Genomic DNA, 17,930 nt, shown 5'->3' on the forward strand with positions numbered 1-17,930 from the left:
GGCGCTGTTACCCTGCGCCCCCGACCACAGCCACCCCCCGCGACACGAGGTCTGTCGGCGGAAGGGTCGGCAGGGGGGCGGAAGCCCCGGACCCGTTCGCTATGCCGACGGCGACGCCGCAACGGGGGGTCAGTTCCACGCGGCGCGGATCAGCGACAGCACTTCGCGCGCAGCATCGGGGATGTTCGTCCCTGGTCCGAAGATGGCGGCAACGCCGGCCTCCTTCAGGAACGCATAATCCTGTGCCGGGATGACGCCGCCGCAGACGACCAGGATCTCGCCTGCACCCGCTTCGCGCAAGGCCGCGATCAGCTTCGGCGCCAGCGTCCGGTGCCCCGCCGCCTGGCTGGATATGCCGACGACGTGAACGTCGTTGTCGATGGCGTCCTGCGCGGCTTCCTCGGGCGTCTGGAACAAGGGGCCGACGTCCACGTCGAAGCCGATATCCGCGAAGGCCGTGGCGATGACCTTGGCGCCACGGTCGTGGCCGTCCTGACCCATCTTGACGACCATCATGCGGGGGCGGCGGCCCTCCTCCTCGGCGAACGCCTCCACGTCCGCTTGGATCGCGGCGAACCCGTCGTCCCCGTCGTAGGCCTTGCCGTACACACCCGCCAAGGTCTTCACCTCCGCCCGATGGCGGCCGAACGCGGCTTCCATCGCATCGCTGATCTCCCCCACGCTGGCGCGCGCGCGGGCGGCGTCCACGGCCAGCGCCAGCAGGTTGCCGTCCCCCTTCGCGCCTTCGGTCAGCGCGTCGAGCGCGGCCTCGACGACCGCATCGTCCCGCTCGGCGCGGATGCGGTTCAACCGTTCCACTTGCCGACGGCGGACGTCTTCGTTGTCGATGGACAGGATGTCGAGTTCGTCCTCCACCTCGCGGCGGTACCTGTTGACGCCGACGATGACATCCTCGCCCCGGTCGATGGCGGCCTGTCGCCGGGCTGCCGACTCCTCGATCCGCAGCTTGGGCATCCCGCTGGCGACGGCCTGCGTCATGCCGCCCATCGCCTCGACCTCCTCGATCAGGGCCCAGGCCTTGTCGGCCAGCTCGGCAGTCAGGGACTCGACGTAGTAGCTGCCGGCCAGGGGATCCACGACGTTCGTCACGCCGGTCTCGTGCTGCAGGATCAACTGCGTATTCCGCGCAATTCGGCTCGACGTCTCCGTCGGCAGCGCGATCGCCTCGTCGAAGCTGTTGGTGTGCAGGGACTGGGTACCGCCCAACACCGCAGCCAGGGCCTCGTAGGCCGTGCGGACGACGTTGTTGTAGGGATCCTGCTCCTGCAGGCTGACGCCGGACGTCTGGCAGTGCGTGCGCAGCATGGACGACTTCGGGTCCCTCGGCTCGAACTCCGCCATGATGCGGTGCCACAGCAGCCGGGCTGCGCGCAGCTTGGCGGCCTCCATGAAGACGTTCATCCCGATGGCGAAGAAGAACGACAGGCGCCCCGCGAACCGGTCCACGTCCATGCCCCGCGCGATCGCGGCGCGCACGTATTCCCGCCCGTCGGCCAGCGTGAAGGCCAGCTCCTGCACCAGATCGGCCCCTGCCTCCTGCATGTGGTAGCCCGAGATAGAGATGGAGTTGAACCGCGGCATGTGTTCGGCCGTGTATTCGATGATGTCCGCCACGATCCGCATCGAGGGCTCGGGCGGATAGATGTAGGTGTTGCGGACCATGAACTCTTTCAGGATGTCGTTCTGGATGGTCCCCGAGAGGGCCGCCCGGTCCGCGCCCTGTTCTCCGCCCGCGACGATGAAGCTGGCCAGTACCGGGATCACCGCACCGTTCATGGTCATCGAGACCGACACTTGGTCCAGCGGGATGCCGTCGAAGAGGATCTTCATGTCCTCCACGCTGTCGATGGCGACGCCCGCCTTGCCGACGTCGCCCTCCACGCGCGGGTGATCGCTGTCGTAGCCGCGATGGGTGGCCAGGTCGAAGGCCACAGAGACGCCCTGCTGCCCGGCGGCCAGCGCCCGCCGGTAGAAGGCGTTCGACTCCTCCGCCGTGGAGAAGCCCGCATATTGCCGGATCGTCCAGGGACGGCCGGCGTACATCGTGGCCTTGGGCCCGCGGACGAACGGGGCCTGTCCTGGAATGCCGCCCAGATGGTCCAATCCGTCGAGGTCGTCCGCGGTATAGAGGGGACGGACGTCGATCCCCTCAAGCGTTCGCCAGATCAGGTCGTCGGGAGAACGGCCGCGCAATTCCCGTTCCGCGATTACGCGCCAAGCTGCCTTCGGATCATGCCGGTCGCCGTCTGCCATCCCGCTCATCCCCCTGCAGCGGCGCGGACGAAATGCGGCCCGCGCGGTCGCGGCACGTGATCAACGCGCCCGCGCCGTGATGCAGCCAGGCCGCATCCTCGGCGTCGGCACGGGCCAGTATGCCGTGCCATGTCCTTGTGGCCCAGGGCGGCGTCGGGGGCAATCGGTCGGCAGACGATGGCGGTTCGGCGACCCCGCCCGCCAGACCGCTCCCGGCCGACGGGGCCAACCCCGTCATGCGCTGAAACGCGGCCGCGGCCGATCGGGGGTCGCCCCCCTGCGTCCAGACGTCGATGCGGGCGTCGGGAAACGCCCGTGACACTTCCCCGATCAGGTGCCGCCACCCCCGATCGGGGCGGCCGCGCATTCCGCTGCGGGGAATGGCGCGGTCGGCGAGCCGATCTTCTGCCGCCTCCCACCAATCGGGAAGCGGACGGATCGCCAAGTGGATGACGTCAGGATCGGGAATGGCCAGCCGCAGACGGTCCAGCCGCTCCCCCGCGGCACCGTAGAGGATCCCCTGCCCCGCCCCTTCCGAAAGGGGTCCGAGGAGATCCGGGTCCGAGACGATCAGCCGGCGGGCGCCCGCGCGGGCCGCCGCCTCGCATCGCAGGGCGACCCGGGCACGGGTGCGAGCGGTCTTGTGCAGTCTGCGCAGGGTGCGAATGCCCTGAGGTCCTGTCACCCCATCGAGCGTGCCCCCGCGGGTCTGCGCATGGGTCCAGACGTGGACGCCCGCCGCGAGCAAGGCCGGACGATCCCGGGCGAATGCCCGGTGCAGGGCGGGCGCCATGCACAAATGCGCGCCGAGGTTCAGGATGATCTGCATCGCCGCCACGATCGCACCGGCATCGTTGCCGTCAGATTAACCCGGAGGCACGTCGCCGCGGACCCTTCGCGCAGCCCCACCCGCGACCTATATCCATTCCGAGACCATCGAGGACCCGCATGCGCACACGATTGACTGCCGTTCTGGCGATGGCCGCCCTGCCCGTCATGGCGGCCTTGGCAGCCGGCCACGACACGACGCCCCTGGCCCGATGGCAGGCGGAGCCGCTCACCGTGTTCGACGCCGCGGAGGTGAACCTCGATGAGTTCGTCTATGCCGCCCGCCCCGTGATCGTCTTCGCCAACTCGCCGAACGACCCCGCCTTCATCGAGCAGATGGAGGAACTGGCGCAGGACGGCGATCGCCTGATCGAGCGGGACGTGGTGATCCTGACCGATACGGATCCTCTGGCCCGATCCGATATCCGCCTGCGCCTGCGTCCGCGGTCCTTCATGCTGGTCCTGATGGGCAAGGATGGCGAGGTCGAGCTGCGAAAGCCGCTGCCGTGGACGGTCCGAGAGCTTTCCCGATCGATCGACAAGATGCCGGTCCGCCAACGGGAGATGCGCGAAGGCGGCTGATTGGGTCTTGCGTTACGCAAACGTTCTTGCTATGTTCTCGCTATCGGCATCGTTCGCATGGCTATGCCCTTGTCTGATGTGGCCTGCGCCTTCATATCTTGGGGATATGGAGGTGTCTCCCTATGGAACGCGATCCCGACGTCCCCTTGTCGCCGTTTCCAGACCTTCCGGGTCGGAGCGGACCGAAGCCCTGGTACTGACGACCGCCCGCGTGGGCGGACCGTATCAGCGCTGCTTCATTCGTTGGAGCAATCGTCGCGCGGCGTCCGGCCCCCCGTCGGCATAGGCGTCGATCAGTTTCATCGCCCGCTGGCCGATCGCGAAGGCTCGCCTGCGCATCTCATGATAGCTGCGATACACGGCCTTCCGGCGTTCGACGTCCAAGGTCGCGAACTGCTCGCCCCGCATATCCTCGACCAAGGCGGCGATGGACCCCACCGTGGCATAGAACGCCACTATCGCGTCGATCGTCTGACGCGGCAGGATGTCGATCTGCGGCAGCAGCGCCTGGAAGACGCGGTCATGGACCTCCCGTGGGAAGAACGGAGTGAAATCGGGATCGGCATCAAGCTTGGCCAGCAATTGCTCGTCGAGTTGGTCCGCCTCCCCGTTGGCCCAGAAGTCGGAACAGGCATTGCGGATCTCGGCGAACAAGGCACGATGCGCGTCGCGCAGCCGTTCGGCCCTTAGGTTCTCCGCCTGACGGCGGTTCTGTCGACCGTTGAATACCCACCCCAATGCTACGACCGTGCCTGCGATTAGGGCTTGCAGCACCCGTGCGTCGAGCAGGCCGTCCATCGTGCTCATTCGAACTCCAGGATCACCTCGTCGACGGCGAGGCTGTCGCCCGGCGCCGCGTTGACCTTCGATACGGTGCCCGCGCGTTCGGCGCGCAGGACGTTCTCCATCTTCATGGCCTCGATCACGGCCAGCGTCTGCCCGGCTTCGACCCTTTCGCCCTCGGACACGTCGACGCGGACCATCAAGCCCGGCATCGGGCACAGCAGCAGCTTCGACGTGTCGGCCTCGACCTTCACCGGCATCAGCTTCGTCAGTTCCGCTTGGCGCGGGCTGAGGACCAGGACCGAAAGGTCCGCGCCCCGGTGGCGGATGCGAAACCCGTGGGTGACCTTGTCGACCTTCATGGCGATGTCTGATCCGTCCACGGACAGGATCGCGAGCGTGTCGCCGGGGGTCCAACCGCTCTCCACACGATGTGCGGTGCCATCGACCGTGACCGTGGCCCCGCCCGGGTCCGCGGCGATGTGGCAAGCCAATTCAGCTTCCGTGTCATGGCCCCGGATGCCGACGACCCAATCGTCGCCCACCACGCGTTCGTGATTGTCCATCCGACCGGATACGCGGGTGCGCCGGATCTCCGCCACGCGGTGCATGGCGGCGGCGGCGGCGGCGATACGAGATAGGACGTCCACCGGCAGGACCGACCCGTCGAAGCCGTTCGGAAACTCATCCGCGATGAAGGCGGTGGTAATGTCGCCCGACCGGAACTTCGGATGATCCATGACCGTGGACAGGAAGGGCAGGTTGTGGCCGATGCCTTCCACTTCGAACCGGTCGAGCGCATCCGACATCGCGTCGATCGCCGCGATGCGGGTCGGCGCCCAGGTGCAGAGCTTTGCGATCATGGGGTCGTAGAACATGCTGATCTCGCCCCCCTCGAACACGCCGGTGTCGTTGCGGATCACGGTGTCACCGGCCTCGGAGGCGAACGTGCCGGGGGCATAGGCATTCGTTTCCGCCGGGGGTCGATACCGCGTCAGCCGACCGATCGACGGCAAGAAGTTGCGGTAGGGATCCTCGGCGTACAGGCGCGATTCGATCGCCCAGCCGTCCAGCCGCACGTCGTCCTGCGTCAAGGGCAGCGTTTCGCCGTTCGCGATTCGGATCATCTGCTCGACCAGGTCCACGCCGGTGATCAACTCCGTCACGGGGTGTTCGACCTGCAGCCGCGTGTTCATCTCGAGGAAGTAGAAGTTGCGGTCGCCATCCACGATGAACTCGACCGTGCCGGCGGAGGCATAGCCCACGGCCTTCGCCAACGCCACGGCCTGCTCGCCCATGGCCCTCCGCGTGCCTTCGTCGAGGAAAGGCGACGGCGCCTCCTCCACCACCTTCTGATTGCGACGCTGGATCGAGCATTCCCGCTCACCCAGGTAGATGCCGTTGCCGTGCCGGTCGCACAGGATCTGGATCTCGATATGGCGGGGCTGGGTGACGAATTTCTCGATGAACATGCGGTCATCGCCGAAGGACGCCTTGGCCTCGTTCTTCGACGCCTGGAACCCCTCGCGAGCGTCGTCGTCGTCCCAGGCGATCCGCATTCCCTTACCGCCGCCGCCGGCGGAAGCCTTGAGCATGACGGGATAGCCGATCTCGCGGCTGATCTTCACCGCCTCCTCGGCATCCTCGATCAGACCCATATGGCCGGGAACGGTGCTGACGCCCGCCTCGGCCGCGATCTTCTTCGACGTGATCTTGTCACCCATGGCCTCGATGGCGCCCACGGGCGGGCCGATGAAGGCGATGCCCTCGGCCTCCAAGGCCTGCGCGAACTTGGGGTTCTCGGACAGGAAGCCGTAGCCCGGATGCACGGCCTGCGCGCCGGTGGACTGGATCGCATCCATCACCTTATCGATGACGATATAGGATTCGGCCGCCGGGGGCGGGCCGATATGCACCGCCTCGTCGGCCATGGACACGTGCAGCGCGTTCGCGTCGGCATCCGAATAGACCGCCACGGTGGCGATCCCCATGCGACGCGCCGTCTTGATGACGCGGCAGGCGATCTCGCCCCGATTGGCGATCAGTATCTTACCGAACATACGCATCCCCCACGCCCGGTCTTGCGCCGGGTCCGTCGTCCAGGGGCCCGATACGGCCCCGGCCCTCGCTTCGGCCTTTGCGCCTTACAGCGTGCGGCCAGCAACGACCGCGCCGGTTCCGCCGATCACCGCACCCTCCGCACAGGCGTCGTCCACGACCTCGCCCACCGCGCATCCGACCAGTGCGCCGCCGACGCCGTTACGCACGTCGCTGTCGGTCACGCAGGCCGATAGGGAAAGGATCAGGCCGACGGCCAGGAACGCGATGCGGGTCATGTCGATGTCCTCTGCTAATGGCGGCGGTGGCACGCCGGATGCCACAGGGGTCGGCTATTCGATTGCCCAAGGCAAGCGCGGATGATGCCGTCGCGTTCGGTGGGCCCTCGACGTCCCGATAAAAAACCGGACGACGAAGCACCCGACGGGGTGCCCCGCCGCCCGGCAGGGGAAGGGGTACGGTTCCACAATCGCCGCAACCAACAGGTCGGGGCTGACCCGGATCTGCCGCATCGCAGACTGTGCGCACAGCAGAAATCGAGGGGACGACACGGGTTCGGCATGCCCCCGCCACCTGCCGCGCCGGATCGGCGGAAAGGTGCCAGACATCGGTTCGGGCATTCGGGCTAGCTCAAGTCCGGCGCCCTCGCGGTGGTGTCATCGTCGAACAGGTCGGGGAAGCCACGGCGCGCCGCCACGGCATCGATACGAAGAAGCGTGTCATAGCTGGCCGGGTCGGGATCGTCCTCGACGAACACGACCTCACGGCCAAGCAGCCACGACAGGCGTCCGGCATCGAGGTTACCCCGCGCGAATGGAGCGTCGCCGAAATGGGTCCACAGGGCGGAAAGGAATGCCGCATCGGCCGTCCGGTCGGCGGGTTTCCGGTCGCGGTGCCGTTCCCGCGCCTTCAAGGGCGTGACGCCCCGGGGATTCGCGCGTCGGATCGTGAACTGGAAGTCGGTTCCAGACAGTCGCCCGGGAAAGCCGCGATGCTTCAACATGGATGCGGGCGCCGTCGGATGGCGGGACCGGCGGTGCGATCGCCGCCGCCGGTCCCGGAGCGATCAGAACTTCGTCGTGACCGGATCGACCGTGATCGGGTCGACGATGACGATGTCATCGTCGTTGTCCGACGCACAGGCGGCCAGGATCACGGTGACGCCGAGCACGGCGAAGGCTTTGAGCATCTTGGGCATGGAAGTCTCCAGTTGCACGAATCGCGACGGTTCCGAGTTGTGCGATCCTCCAGATCGTATCAGCACGAATCCCCGCCTCGATCCATCGCCAGGGCGGGTTTGCCGCTTTACAGCGCGTCCTCCGTGCAACGCCCCTCCTCCACCGTGAAGGCCCCGAAGAACTGGATGGCCTGAGGGTCCGTCGTGCCGCGCGGAACCGGGCGGTCCATCAGGGTGACGACGATACCCCCGGTCGGGGCGTTGGGAAGGCCTGCCACCGGAACGCCGTGGGTGTCGCACAGCCAAGCCAGGTCCGCCTGCACATCGTCCGGATCGACCCCCGCGACGCCGGGGGCGATGAAGCGCAGGACGGCCTGGGGCATGTCCCCACCGCCCCGCTCCCACAGGATCTGCCAAAGCACCGCAGCCTGACCAGACGGCAGCGTCTCCGCCGATGCCGGTCCGGCCAGCAGGCAGCACAGGGCGAAGATCCGGCCGGGGCCCGTCACAACGGCATGGTGTCGTGCTTGCGCCAGGGCCGATCCTGCCGCTTGCGGCGCAGGGACGCGAAGGCCCGGGCCACCCGCCTGCGGGTGTTGCGGGGCAGGATCACCTCGTCAACGAACCCCTTCTCGGCCGCGACGAACGGGTTCGCGAAGCGGTCCTCGTATTCCCTGGTCCGTGCCGCGATCTTATCCGGGTCGCCCGCTTCGCCGCGATACAGGATTTCCACTGCGCCCTTGGCCCCCATCACGGCGATCTCGGCACTGGCCCAAGCATAGTTGAAATCGCCTTTCAGATGCTTGGACGACATCACGTCGTAGGCCCCGCCATACGCCTTGCGGGTGATGACCGTCACCTTGGGAACCGTCGCCTGGCCATAGGCGAAGAGCAGTTTCGCCCCGTGGCTGATGACGCCGCCGTATTCCTGCGCGGTGCCAGGCAGGAAGCCGGGGACGTCGACGAGCGTCAGGATCGGGATGTCGAAGGCGTCGCAGAATCGTACGAACCGCGCTCCCTTCCGGCTGCTGTCGATGTCCAGCACACCTGCCAGCACCATGGGTTGGTTGGCGACCACGCCCACCGTCCGCCCTTCCAAGCGCAGGAAGCCCGTCACCATGTTGCCGGCGAAGTCTGGCTTGATCTCGTAGAAGTCCCCCTCGTCCGCCAGACGCCGGATCAGCTCCTTGATGTCGTAGGGCTGGTTGGGGTTGCCCGGGATCAGCGTGTCGAGCGCGGGCTCCACCCGATCGGGATCATCGAAGAAGGGTCGGGTCGGCACGCCGTCGCGGTTGTTCAGGGGAAGGAAGTCGAACAGGCGGCGGATCTCGGCCAGGGCCTCGACATCGTTGGCGAAGGCCCCGTCCGCTACGCCCGATCGCCTGGTATGCGTAGCCGCACCGCCCAGTTCCTCCGCGGTCACGACTTCGTTGGTAACGGTCTTCACCACGTCGGGACCGGTCACGAACATGTAGGACGTGCCGTCCACCATGAAGATGAAGTCCGTCATCGCGGGGGAATATACCGCGCCCCCCGCGCAGGGACCCATGATGACGCTGATCTGCGGGACGACGCCGGAAGCGTCCACGTTGCGCTGGAACACCTCCGCATAGCCCGCCAGCGACGCGACCCCTTCCTGGATGCGCGCGCCACCGGAATCGTTCAGCCCGATCACGGGGGCGCCGTTCTGCAGCGCCATGTCCTGGATCTTGCAGATCTTCTGCGCGTGCGTTTCCGACAGGGATCCGCCGAAGACGGTGAAGTCCTGACTGAAGACATAGACCAGCCGCCCGTTGATCGTGCCCCAGCCCGTGACGACGCCATCGCCCGCGGGACGCTCGTCGGCCATGCCGAAGTCCACCGCGCGGTGGGCCACGAACATGTCGAACTCCTCGAAGCTGTCCGCGTCCAGCAACAGGTCGATGCGTTCGCGCGCGGTCAGCTTACCCTTCGCGTGCTGCGCGCCCACCCGGCGCTCGCCCCCGCCCCCGCGGGCCTGGTCGCGGCGGCGTTCCAGCTCAGCCAAGACGTCCTTCATACGTGCCCTCCCCGTCGCGTCGCCGCATCCCTAGCGTGCGCGGGCCCCGCCGCGCCAGACGAAACCCACGACAGCCACCCGGCCGGAACGCGCGTCACCCGCCGATGCACAAGCGCCTGTGCGCCGGCGGCATTGGATCGGACGGTCGCCACGGCGTAGATGCCACCCATGGCCGTTCAATCCCACACCCCGACCGCACGGCGGTCGCCGCCGCATATCTTGACGCTGGTGGCGCTGGTGGGCGTGTCGACGCTTGCCATGAACGTCTTCCTTCCCAGCCTGCCCGCGATGGCCGACTGGTTCGCCACGGACTATGCCACGATACAACTGGCCGTCGGCGGATACCTCGCGATGAACGCCTGCCTGCAATTGGTCGTTGGGCCCCTGTCGGACCGATACGGCCGGCGTCCCGTGATCCTGTGGGGGATCACGCTCTTCATGGTGGCGACCGTCGGTTGCCTGCTGGCTCCCGACGTCGAGACGTTCCTGTTCTTCCGGCTGGCGCAGGCGGCCATCGTCACGGCGATGGTCCTGTCGCGTGCGGTTGTGCGCGACCTGTACCCGCAGGACAAGGCTGCCAGCATGCTGGGCTACGTCACGATGGGAATGTCGGTCGTACCCATGGTCGGGCCCGCCATCGGCGGGGCGTTGGAGACGTCCTTCGGATGGCAGTCGAACTTCTGGCTGCTCTTGGGGGCGGGCGGCGCGCTGTGGGCGCTGGCCTATCTGGACCTGGGCGAGACGGCGCCCCAGGCGGGCGGGTCGTTCCGCGCGCAGACGCGGCAGTATCCCGAGTTGCTGACCTCGCCGCGGTTCTGGGGGTACTGTGCGGCCGCCGCGTTCGCGTCTGGATCGTTCTTCGCCTATCTCGGTGGGGCGCCCTTCGTGGGCCGTCAGATCCATGGCCTGACCGCGGCGGAGTTGGGTCTGTTCTTCGGGGCCCCCGCGCTGGGCTACTTCGCGGGCAACGGGATCTCCGGGCGGTTCTCGACCACGTTCGGCGTGGACCGCATGGTCCTGGCCGGCGCCCTGTTGCAGGCGTCGGGTCTCGCCGCGTTGATGATGATGCTTCTAGCGGGGGCGGAAGGGCCTTGGGTGTTCTTCGGGTTCATGACGTTCCTGGGGCTGGGCAACGGCATGGTCATCCCGAACGCCACGGCGGGCATGCTGTCGGTGCGCCCCCATCTGGCGGGCACGGCAAGCGGCCTGGGCGGCGCGATGATGATCGGCGGCGGTGCGGCCCTGTCCGTCCTGGCGGGCTGGGTGCTGGAACACGGCGGTGGCGAGATCACGCTGGTGGCGCTGATGCTGACTTCGGGCGCGGCCAGCGTCGTGGCCATCGCGCTGACGATCCGGCGCAATCGGACGCTGGCGGCGCGGGGCGTGGCGTGACAGGCTGACGCGGTCGACGACGGGGGAGGACGACATGGAACTGACCGGCAACCGCACCATCGCCGCGCCGCGTGAAACCGTTTGGGCGGCGCTGAACGATCCCGACGTCCTGCGTGACTGCATCCCAGGTTGCACGGACCTGACCGGTTCCGCTGAGGATGGCTTCCAGGCGACCGTGAAGCAGAAGGTCGGCCCCGTCTCGGCCACGTTCAAGGGCGAGGTGACGGTGGAGGACGCGATCCCGCTCGAACGCTATCGCTTGTCCGGCGCGGGCAAGGGGGGCGTGGCGGGCTTCGCGAAGGGCCATGCCGACGTCGTCCTGACGGACGTGCCCGATGGCACGGAACTGTCCTATGCGGTGAACGCGAAGGTCGGCGGCAAGATCGCGCAACTGGGGAGCCGGGTGGTCGACAGCTTCGCCGCCAAGATGGCCGACGCTTTTTTCGAACGGTTCAAGGATCGGGTGGAGGCGGGCTGACGGCCCGTCGTTTGGCCACGGCTTCGCGCCAGGCGATGAAGCTGACCGCGGACAGGATGATCGCGCCGCCCAGGACGACCCAGACGTCCGGGGGCTCCGCGAAGATGGCCCAACCCAGCAGGACGGCCCAAACTAGCTGCAGGAACGTCACCGGTTGCGTGACCATGACCGGAGCGACCCGGAACGCGCGTGCCATGGCGTAGTGACCCGCCGTGGCGAAGACCGCGACGAGGAACATCCAAGCCAGATCGACGGGGGTCGGGCGCACCCAATCGAGCGCGGCCAGCGGAGCCAGGGCGATCGTGACGGTAATCGACAGCATCGCCACGATCATCGGCGCCCCGTGGTCGTCCGACAGCCGCTTCGTCAACAGGTAGGACGCCCCGAAGAACATTGCCGTCAGGACCATGGCACCGTGCGCGGCGGATACCTCGCGGAAGCCCGGGCGCAGGATCACGAAGGCCCCCAGCAGGGCCGCCGCGATCGCGAGGACTCGGCGCAGCGCCAGACGCTCGCCCAGGAACAGCGCCGCCCCCAGGGTCACGTAGACGGGTGCCAGGTAGTTCATCGCCGTCACCTCGGCGATGGGAAGGCGCGTCATGGCATAGAACCATAATGCCACCCCTAGCGCATGCACCGTGCCCCGTGCCCCGAACAGCACCCAGTCGCGTCGCACCAGCCGGGCCGACAGAAGCGTCCGCGCCACGGGCAGCAGAAAGACGAGCCCCAGCAGATAGCGAAGGAACCCGGCCTGCGCGGCGGGCAGGTCCTGGGCGGAGAACTTGACCACCACGGTCACCGCGACGAAGCATACCCCCGTGGCGACCATCCAGGCGATGCCTTCCAGGGGGCGCGGGGCGGCGTGGTCCATCGCCCGGACCCTGACCCCCCGCGCCTCACGGGCGCAAGCGCGGTTGCGCCTTTGCGGCGGTCAGCCCCGCCTGCGTCGCATCACCGCGAGGGTACCGAGCCCCGCCAGCAGCAGCGGCGCGCCCGCCGGCAACGGGATGGGCGGGACCTCCGAGATGCTGATGGTCGCTAGAAGGACGTCGCCGTCCGTCGGTCCCGTCACCGGGCCCAGCCCACCGACACGCGGGAAGCCGTCGAGGAAGGACAGGTTCCGCAGGGCCGTCACGACACCGTTTTCCCCGTCGCCCGCGAGGGGCTGGAAGCCAGGCGTGAAGGCCGCATCGTTGGTTGCGTCCGGCGTCCCGTTGCGTTCCGTGCCGGCGTCGTACGCGTTCGACGCGAAGACCTGGATCGGGTCTCCGAAGACGAAGGTTCCGGTCGCGTCGTACAGCCGGTATGCCATCGAATCGTCGTTACCGATGAACACGTCGTTCGACGGGATCACCATCGTGAGGAACGAGAACCAGTCGTTGCCCGCGTCCAGCTCGATTTCGAACGCGACCGACTCGCCCGGGTCGATCACCGGCGCGCCCCCGAACCCGCCTGGGGCCGCCGTCGTGATCGCTTGCCCGCCCGCGTCGCGGACGTTCTCGGCCTGACCGCGCGTGACGTTCAGCCCGGCATTCGCGCCGTTGACGCCGTCCTCCGCGATCAACTCGACGCCCGCGCCGGCAGCCTCCCCGACGGTGAAGTTGTCGAAGGTCCCGTCGTGGAACGCGCTGAAGAGCGGGGTGAAGAAGAATCCGGCTGCCGTCTGATCGTTGGTGAACTCGACGCGCACGGTGCGGGCATCGGTCGCCCCCGCGGCAAGGGTGGTCGCGGCGATCAGGGCCGCGGTAATGGTCAATCTCATGGTCCGTCATCCTGTTGATCCGCCGCCCCTCGCGGACGGCAGGAACCGGTTAACGAACCGTCGGGCCCCGTGGGGTCACACCTGCCTCACGTCGTCGTCAGACCATCGTGAGGGCCGTCATCCGTTCCGCATCCGCTCCACCCCCCGGGCCCGACTAAGCAGGACGTAGGCCATGGCGCCGACGAAGGCGAAGATCAGCAGGCCCAGCCCGCGTTCATAGAGACCGTCCCACGCATCGGGCACGATCAGCATGAAGGCGGGCGCGGCGGGGATCCACAGGATCGTCACGACGCGGCAGGCCCACTTGGCGGCGTTCGACTCGGTGCCCGCCCCATAGGACATGGCCCAAGGGACGACCGCGAACAGCACGCCCAGGGCCCATACCAACTGCCCATGGATCACCGCGCCGTCCTTGTCCGCGTCACCGTATTCGTTGCGTGCGCCCACCAGGAACACGATTAACCCGGCGAGGATCAAACCGAAGATGCCGAGCGACCAGGCCTTGCCGCCCAGATGACTGTGCGCCGATCCCACCGCGCAGGCGATCAAGGCCGCCGAGAACGAATAGATGCCGATGTCGACGATCCATTCGCGCTTGCCCGCCCCCAGGTCGCTGATCGTGTCCGCGACCCAATCATGGTTCGGCACCGCGAAATCCGCGATCAGGATGCTGATGGCGAGGATCGCGCAGCCGCCCAAAGCCAAGGTGGCCAGGAGGCGCAGGAAGGTGGGTCGCTCCGCGCCGGGATCGTCCGGCCGCCCGGTTCCGTCCATCGTGTCATAGATCGCCATGGACGCATCCTTCCGTTACCCTGGGCAACGGGACCGGTGGACGGGGGGTTCCATCCGCCGTTGGGTCGCGGTGCGTCAGGCGTCCCCCAGTTGGGCCATCACCTCGTCGGACGCTTCGAAGTTGGCGGTAACGGCTTGGACGTCGTCGTCGTCCTCCAACGCCTCGATCAGGCGCATCAGGCCCTGCATGCCATCGAGGTCCAATTCGGTCGTCGTGGTCGGGCGCCAGACCAGCTTGGTGGCTTCGCTTTCGCCCAATTCGGCTTCCAGTGCGGTGCTGACGGCGTTCAGATCGCTGTCCGCGCACCAGATCACGTGGGATCCGTCGTCGGATTCCACGTCCTCCGCGCCTGCCTCGATGGCAGCCAGCATCACCGTGTCCTCGTCGCCTACGTCTGCCGGATAGACAACCTGTCCCTTGCGGTCGAACATAAAGCCGACGCTGCCCGTCTCACCCAGGTTGCCCCCGTTCTTCGAGAACGTGCTGCGGACGGTGCTGGCGGTGCGGTTCTTGTTGTCGGTCATCGTCTCGACGATGATCGCGACGCCGCCGGGACCGTAGCCTTCGTAGCGGATCTCGTCGTAGTTCTCGGCGTCGCCTCCGGACGCCTTCGCGATGGCCCGCTCGATGTTGTCCTTGGGCATCGAGTTGGACTTGGCCTCCTTCACGGCGAGGCGCAGGCGTGGGTTCTTGTCCGGGTCGGGATCGCCCATCTTGGCGGCGACGGTGATCTCCTTCGACAACCGGCTGAAGATCTTCGCCCGCAGCTTGTCCTGGCGGCCCTTGCGATGCTGGATGTTCGCCCATTTGCTGTGGCCCGCCATGGCGCCCTCCCCTAACTGTCCCGTCGCGGCAGGGCGATATAGGTTGCCACCCATACCACCCGCAAGTCCGGAGACGCTCCCATGCTAAACGTCCACCAGATCACGCCGTTCGTCACGGTCCCCGACTTGGGTGAGGGCATCGCGTTCTTCGAAGGGCTCGGCTTCGAATGCACGTTCCGCGGCTGCGACCCCGATTACGCCTTCTTGCGCTGTGATGGCGGCGCGATCCGGCTGCTGGCTGATTCGTCGGCCACTGCGACGGCCGCGATGGCCCAGGCGATCGTCTATGTCGACGTTGCGGACGTGGACCAATTGCATGTCGCACTGCGCCCATTCCTGAATTCCTGCGCCGACGATGTCGCCAATGGCCCACGCGATCAGCCCTACGGTCAGCGCGAACTGATCGTGCGGGCACCTGGCGGGACCCTGATCTTCTTCGGGAGCCCTATCAAGTGAGTCAAGATCAGGTCGGGTTGCGATACGTCATGCGCCGGACGCTGCCCGTCTTGGAGCGCATCAGCACGGTTTCGGCCGTCAGGTATCCAACCTCACGCTTGATGCCGTCGAGGATGGACCCATCTGTGACGCCCGTGGCCGCGAAGATCACATCGGACGTCACCATGTCGTCGCGGGTATAGACGCGGTCGAGGTTGGTGATGCCTGCCTTCTTCGCGCGCCCGCGCTCGTCGTCGTTGCGGAAGGTCAGGCGGCCGTACATCTGTCCGCCCATGCACTTCAGCGCCGCGGCGGCCAGCACCCCTTCAGGTGCGCCACCCGACCCCATGTACATGTCGATGCCCGTCTTTTCGGCCTCCGCGCAGTGGATCACGCCGGCCACGTCGCCGTCGGTGATCAGGCGGATGGCGCAGTCGGTGGTGCGCAGCTCCGCGATCAGATCCTCGTGCCGGGGACGTTCCAGGACGCAGACCGTGATGTCGTGCGTGCTGGCCCCCTTCGCGGCGGCGAGCGCATTGACCCGCTCGGCCGGCGTCATGTCCATCGTGACCACGCCGTCGCGGTAGCCCGGGCCGATCGCAAGCTTGTCCATGTAAACGTCGGGCGCATGCAGCAGCGTGCCACGCGGCGCCATGGCGATGACGCACAGCGCGTTGGGCATGTCCTTGGCCGTCAGGGTCGTGCCTTCGAGCGGGTCGAGCGCGATGTCGACCTCCGGCCCCTGCCCCGACCCGACCTCCTCGCCGATGTAGAGCATGGGCGCCTCGTCCCGCTCGCCCTCGCCGATGACGACGGTGCCGCGGATGTCGAGCATGTTGAGCTGCTCGCGCATGGCATTGACCGCGGCTTGGTCGGCGGCCTTCTCGTCCCCCCGCCCGATCCACGCGGCGGAGGCCAGCGACGCGGCCTCCGACACGCGGGCCAAGCCCAGGGACAGCATGCGGTCGTTGAAATCGGTCTTGGCCATGGGATGCGGGCTCCTTGGATGTCGGTCGGGGCTTACCCCGCGCGCGACGTTGGCGGAACCCTATGGTTGCGCAATCGCCGCCGGCGGCGCGTGGCAGACCAGGGCGATCTTGTTGCCGTCCGGATCGCGCAGATAGGCGCCGTAGAAGTCGGGGTGATAGATCGGACGCAGGCCGGGGGCGCCTTCGTCCGAGCCGCCCTGCGACAGGCCCGCCGCATGCCCGGCATCGACCGCGGCACGGTCCGGCGCCTCGAAGGCGACCGTGACGCCGTTGCCGACCGACGCCGCGGCACCGTTCCGAGGGCGGACGACGTAGAAGCGCGCTACCCCGTCCCCGCCCTTCCAGGCGGCGAAGGCGCCCGGCTCCGACGGGGCGAGTTCCAGTCCCAACCGGGCCAGGACGGCGTCGTAGAAGGCTCGAGCCCGATCCAGATCGTCGGTTCCCAAGGTGACGTGACTGAACATCAATCCGTCTCGGACGACTTGGCCCAAAGGTTCAGGTCCGCTTCGCCGGACACCGCGTCGATGCGCGCCAGTTCGTCCGCGGAAAAGTCCAGATTCGCGACCGCGCCCGCGCAGTCCTCGATCTGGGAAACCTTCGACGCGCCGATCAGCGCGGTCGTCACGCGACCACCGCGCAGGACCCATGCCAGCGCCATCTGTGCCAGGGTCTGACCACGGGCGGCAGCGATGTCGTTCAGCGCGTTCAGCGATTCGACCACCCGCGGCGTCACCATGCCGGGGTCCAGCGATTTGCCCTGCGTCACGCGGCCCTCGTCCGGGACGCCGGCGAGGTAGCGCCCCGTCAGGATCCCCTGCGCCAGCGGCGTGAAGGCGATGGACCCGATCCCCTCGTCGGCCAGGGTGTCCAGCAGGCCATCGTCCTCGACCCAGCGGTTCAGCAGGTTGTAGCTCGGCTGATGGATCAGGCAGGGCGTGCCCAGGTCGCGCAGGATGGCGGCGGCCTGCCGGGTGCGGTCCGAATTGTAGCTGCTGATCCCGGCATAGAGCGCCCGGCCGGACCGGACGATATGATCCAGCGCGGACATCGTTTCCTCCAGGGGCGTGTCGGGATCGAAGCGGTGGGAGTAGAATATGTCGACGTAGTCCAAGCCCATCCGCTTCAGCGACTGGTCGCAACTGGCGATCAGCGACTTGCGGCTGCCGTATTCGCCATAGGGACCGGGCCACATCGCGTAGCCCGCCTTGGAGGATACGATCAGTTCGTCCCGATACCCGCGGAAGTCGGCGCGCAGGACCTCGCCGAACGCCTCCTCCGCCGACCCGGGCGGCGGGCCGTAGTTGTTGGCCAGGTCGAAATGGGTGATGCCGTGGTCGAACGCGGCCCGGCACAGATCGCGCTTGGTCTCATGCGGCGTGTCGTGGCCGAAATTGTGCCACAGCCCCAGCGCGATCGCGGGCAGCTTCAGCCCCGACCGGCCGCAGCGGCGATAGACCATCCGGTCGTAACGGTCCCGCGCGGGGACGTAGGGGATCACGGGGGGCTTGGGCGGACGT

At 67.6% G+C, this 17,930-nt stretch carries 20 protein-coding genes; 4 read left to right on the top strand and 16 right to left on the bottom strand.

All coding sequences use genetic code 11. The features are described 5' to 3' along the window. Positions 1–129 precede the first annotated feature (129 nt). Both scpA and P0084_RS02770 read right to left on the bottom strand, forming a co-directional pair. Positions 130–2,274 carry a methylmalonyl-CoA mutase gene (gene scpA, locus P0084_RS02765; RefSeq protein ID WP_374213582.1) on the bottom strand — a complete coding sequence of 715 codons (2,145 nt, stop codon included), beginning with the start codon at positions 2,272–2,274 and terminating at the stop codon, positions 130–132. Then, positions 2,252–3,103 carry a hypothetical protein gene (locus P0084_RS02770; protein WP_308915270.1) on the bottom strand — a complete coding sequence of 284 codons (852 nt, stop codon included), beginning with the start codon at positions 3,101–3,103 and terminating at the stop codon, positions 2,252–2,254. The genes scpA and P0084_RS02770 overlap by 23 nt, the downstream gene beginning before the upstream one ends. A gap of 119 nt (positions 3,104–3,222) precedes the next feature. On the opposite strand from P0084_RS02770, the gene P0084_RS02775 reads away from it, so the two are divergent. Continuing rightward, a complete protein-coding gene (locus P0084_RS02775; protein WP_308915271.1) occupies positions 3,223–3,684 on the top strand; it encodes a DUF4174 domain-containing protein in 462 nt (153 codons plus the stop codon). A 225-nt stretch (positions 3,685–3,909) separates the two neighbouring features. Here the strand turns inward: P0084_RS02775 and P0084_RS02780 are convergent, their stop codons facing one another. The 7 genes from P0084_RS02780 to P0084_RS02810 form a co-directional block, all read right to left on the bottom strand. Next, a complete protein-coding gene (locus P0084_RS02780; protein WP_308915272.1) occupies positions 3,910–4,491 on the bottom strand; it encodes a hypothetical protein in 582 nt (193 codons plus the stop codon). Continuing rightward, positions 4,488–6,527 (bottom strand): acetyl/propionyl/methylcrotonyl-CoA carboxylase subunit alpha, encoded by a 2,040-nt coding sequence (locus tag P0084_RS02785; RefSeq protein WP_308915273.1) that lies wholly within the window; start codon positions 6,525–6,527, stop codon positions 4,488–4,490. The genes P0084_RS02780 and P0084_RS02785 overlap by 4 nt, the downstream gene beginning before the upstream one ends. 84 nt (positions 6,528–6,611) lie before the next feature. Continuing rightward, a complete protein-coding gene (locus tag P0084_RS02790) occupies positions 6,612–6,803 on the bottom strand; it encodes a hypothetical protein (RefSeq protein WP_308915274.1) in 192 nt (63 codons plus the stop codon). A 347-nt stretch (positions 6,804–7,150) separates the two neighbouring features. Then, on the bottom strand, positions 7,151–7,528 hold the full coding sequence (locus P0084_RS02795) for a hypothetical protein (protein WP_308915275.1): 378 nt from the start codon (positions 7,526–7,528) through the stop codon (positions 7,151–7,153). Between the two features lie 63 nt (positions 7,529–7,591). Beyond that, positions 7,592–7,723, bottom strand: coding sequence for a hypothetical protein (locus P0084_RS02800; protein WP_308915276.1), 132 nt, complete (start codon positions 7,721–7,723; stop codon positions 7,592–7,594). 107 nt (positions 7,724–7,830) lie between these two features. Further along, positions 7,831–8,211, bottom strand: a complete 381-nt coding sequence (locus tag P0084_RS02805; protein ID WP_308915277.1) for a DUF6497 family protein — start codon at positions 8,209–8,211, stop codon at positions 7,831–7,833. Continuing rightward, positions 8,208–9,740 carry an acyl-CoA carboxylase subunit beta gene (locus P0084_RS02810; RefSeq protein WP_308915278.1) on the bottom strand — a complete coding sequence of 511 codons (1,533 nt, stop codon included), beginning with the start codon at positions 9,738–9,740 and terminating at the stop codon, positions 8,208–8,210. Before P0084_RS02810 ends, P0084_RS02805 begins: the two co-directional genes overlap by 4 nt. 168 nt (positions 9,741–9,908) lie before the next feature. On the opposite strand from P0084_RS02810, the gene P0084_RS02815 reads away from it, so the two are divergent. Together P0084_RS02815 and P0084_RS02820 are read left to right on the top strand one after the other, a co-directional pair. Then, positions 9,909–11,132 carry a multidrug effflux MFS transporter gene (locus P0084_RS02815; RefSeq protein ID WP_308915279.1) on the top strand — a complete coding sequence of 408 codons (1,224 nt, stop codon included), beginning with the start codon at positions 9,909–9,911 and terminating at the stop codon, positions 11,130–11,132. A 34-nt stretch (positions 11,133–11,166) separates the two neighbouring features. Continuing rightward, positions 11,167–11,610 (top strand): CoxG family protein, encoded by a 444-nt coding sequence (locus tag P0084_RS02820; protein WP_308915280.1) that lies wholly within the window; start codon positions 11,167–11,169, stop codon positions 11,608–11,610. Here the strand turns inward: P0084_RS02820 and P0084_RS02825 are convergent. From P0084_RS02825 to P0084_RS02840, 4 genes are all read right to left on the bottom strand, one after another. Then, positions 11,585–12,481 carry a DMT family transporter gene (locus P0084_RS02825; RefSeq protein WP_308915281.1) on the bottom strand — a complete coding sequence of 299 codons (897 nt, stop codon included), beginning with the start codon at positions 12,479–12,481 and terminating at the stop codon, positions 11,585–11,587. The genes P0084_RS02820 and P0084_RS02825 overlap by 26 nt on opposite strands. 60 nt (positions 12,482–12,541) lie before the next feature. Next, positions 12,542–13,372 carry a spondin domain-containing protein gene (locus P0084_RS02830; protein WP_308915282.1) on the bottom strand — a complete coding sequence of 277 codons (831 nt, stop codon included), beginning with the start codon at positions 13,370–13,372 and terminating at the stop codon, positions 12,542–12,544. 117 nt (positions 13,373–13,489) lie between these two features. Beyond that, positions 13,490–14,164, bottom strand: coding sequence for a DUF998 domain-containing protein (locus P0084_RS02835; protein ID WP_308915283.1), 675 nt, complete (start codon positions 14,162–14,164; stop codon positions 13,490–13,492). A gap of 75 nt (positions 14,165–14,239) precedes the next feature. Next, entirely contained in the window at positions 14,240–14,989 is a 750-nt protein-coding gene (locus P0084_RS02840) for a YebC/PmpR family DNA-binding transcriptional regulator (protein ID WP_308915284.1), read from the bottom strand. 81 nt (positions 14,990–15,070) lie between these two features. Between P0084_RS02840 and P0084_RS02845 the strand changes: the two genes are divergently transcribed. Continuing rightward, positions 15,071–15,445, top strand: a complete 375-nt coding sequence (locus tag P0084_RS02845) for a VOC family protein (protein WP_308915285.1) — start codon at positions 15,071–15,073, stop codon at positions 15,443–15,445. A 7-nt stretch (positions 15,446–15,452) separates the two neighbouring features. On the opposite strand, the gene glpX is transcribed toward P0084_RS02845, so the two are convergent. From glpX to mgrA, 3 genes are read right to left on the bottom strand one after another with little or no spacing between them, the layout of a single operon-like run. Beyond that, complete coding sequence (glpX, locus tag P0084_RS02850) at positions 15,453–16,412, bottom strand: class II fructose-bisphosphatase (RefSeq protein WP_308915286.1); 960 nt, start codon at positions 16,410–16,412, stop codon at positions 15,453–15,455. Positions 16,413–16,472: 60 nt separating this feature from the next. Continuing rightward, positions 16,473–16,877 carry a VOC family protein gene (locus tag P0084_RS02855; protein ID WP_308915287.1) on the bottom strand — a complete coding sequence of 135 codons (405 nt, stop codon included), beginning with the start codon at positions 16,875–16,877 and terminating at the stop codon, positions 16,473–16,475. Continuing rightward, a complete protein-coding gene (gene mgrA / locus P0084_RS02860; protein WP_374213586.1) occupies positions 16,877–17,908 on the bottom strand; it encodes an L-glyceraldehyde 3-phosphate reductase in 1,032 nt (343 codons plus the stop codon). Before mgrA ends, P0084_RS02855 begins: the two co-directional genes overlap by 1 nt. Positions 17,909–17,930 lie beyond the last annotated feature (22 nt).

It is taken from the genome of Jannaschia maritima (assembly GCF_030973515.1).
Taxonomy (GTDB): domain Bacteria; phylum Pseudomonadota; class Alphaproteobacteria; order Rhodobacterales; family Rhodobacteraceae; genus Jannaschia; species Jannaschia maritima.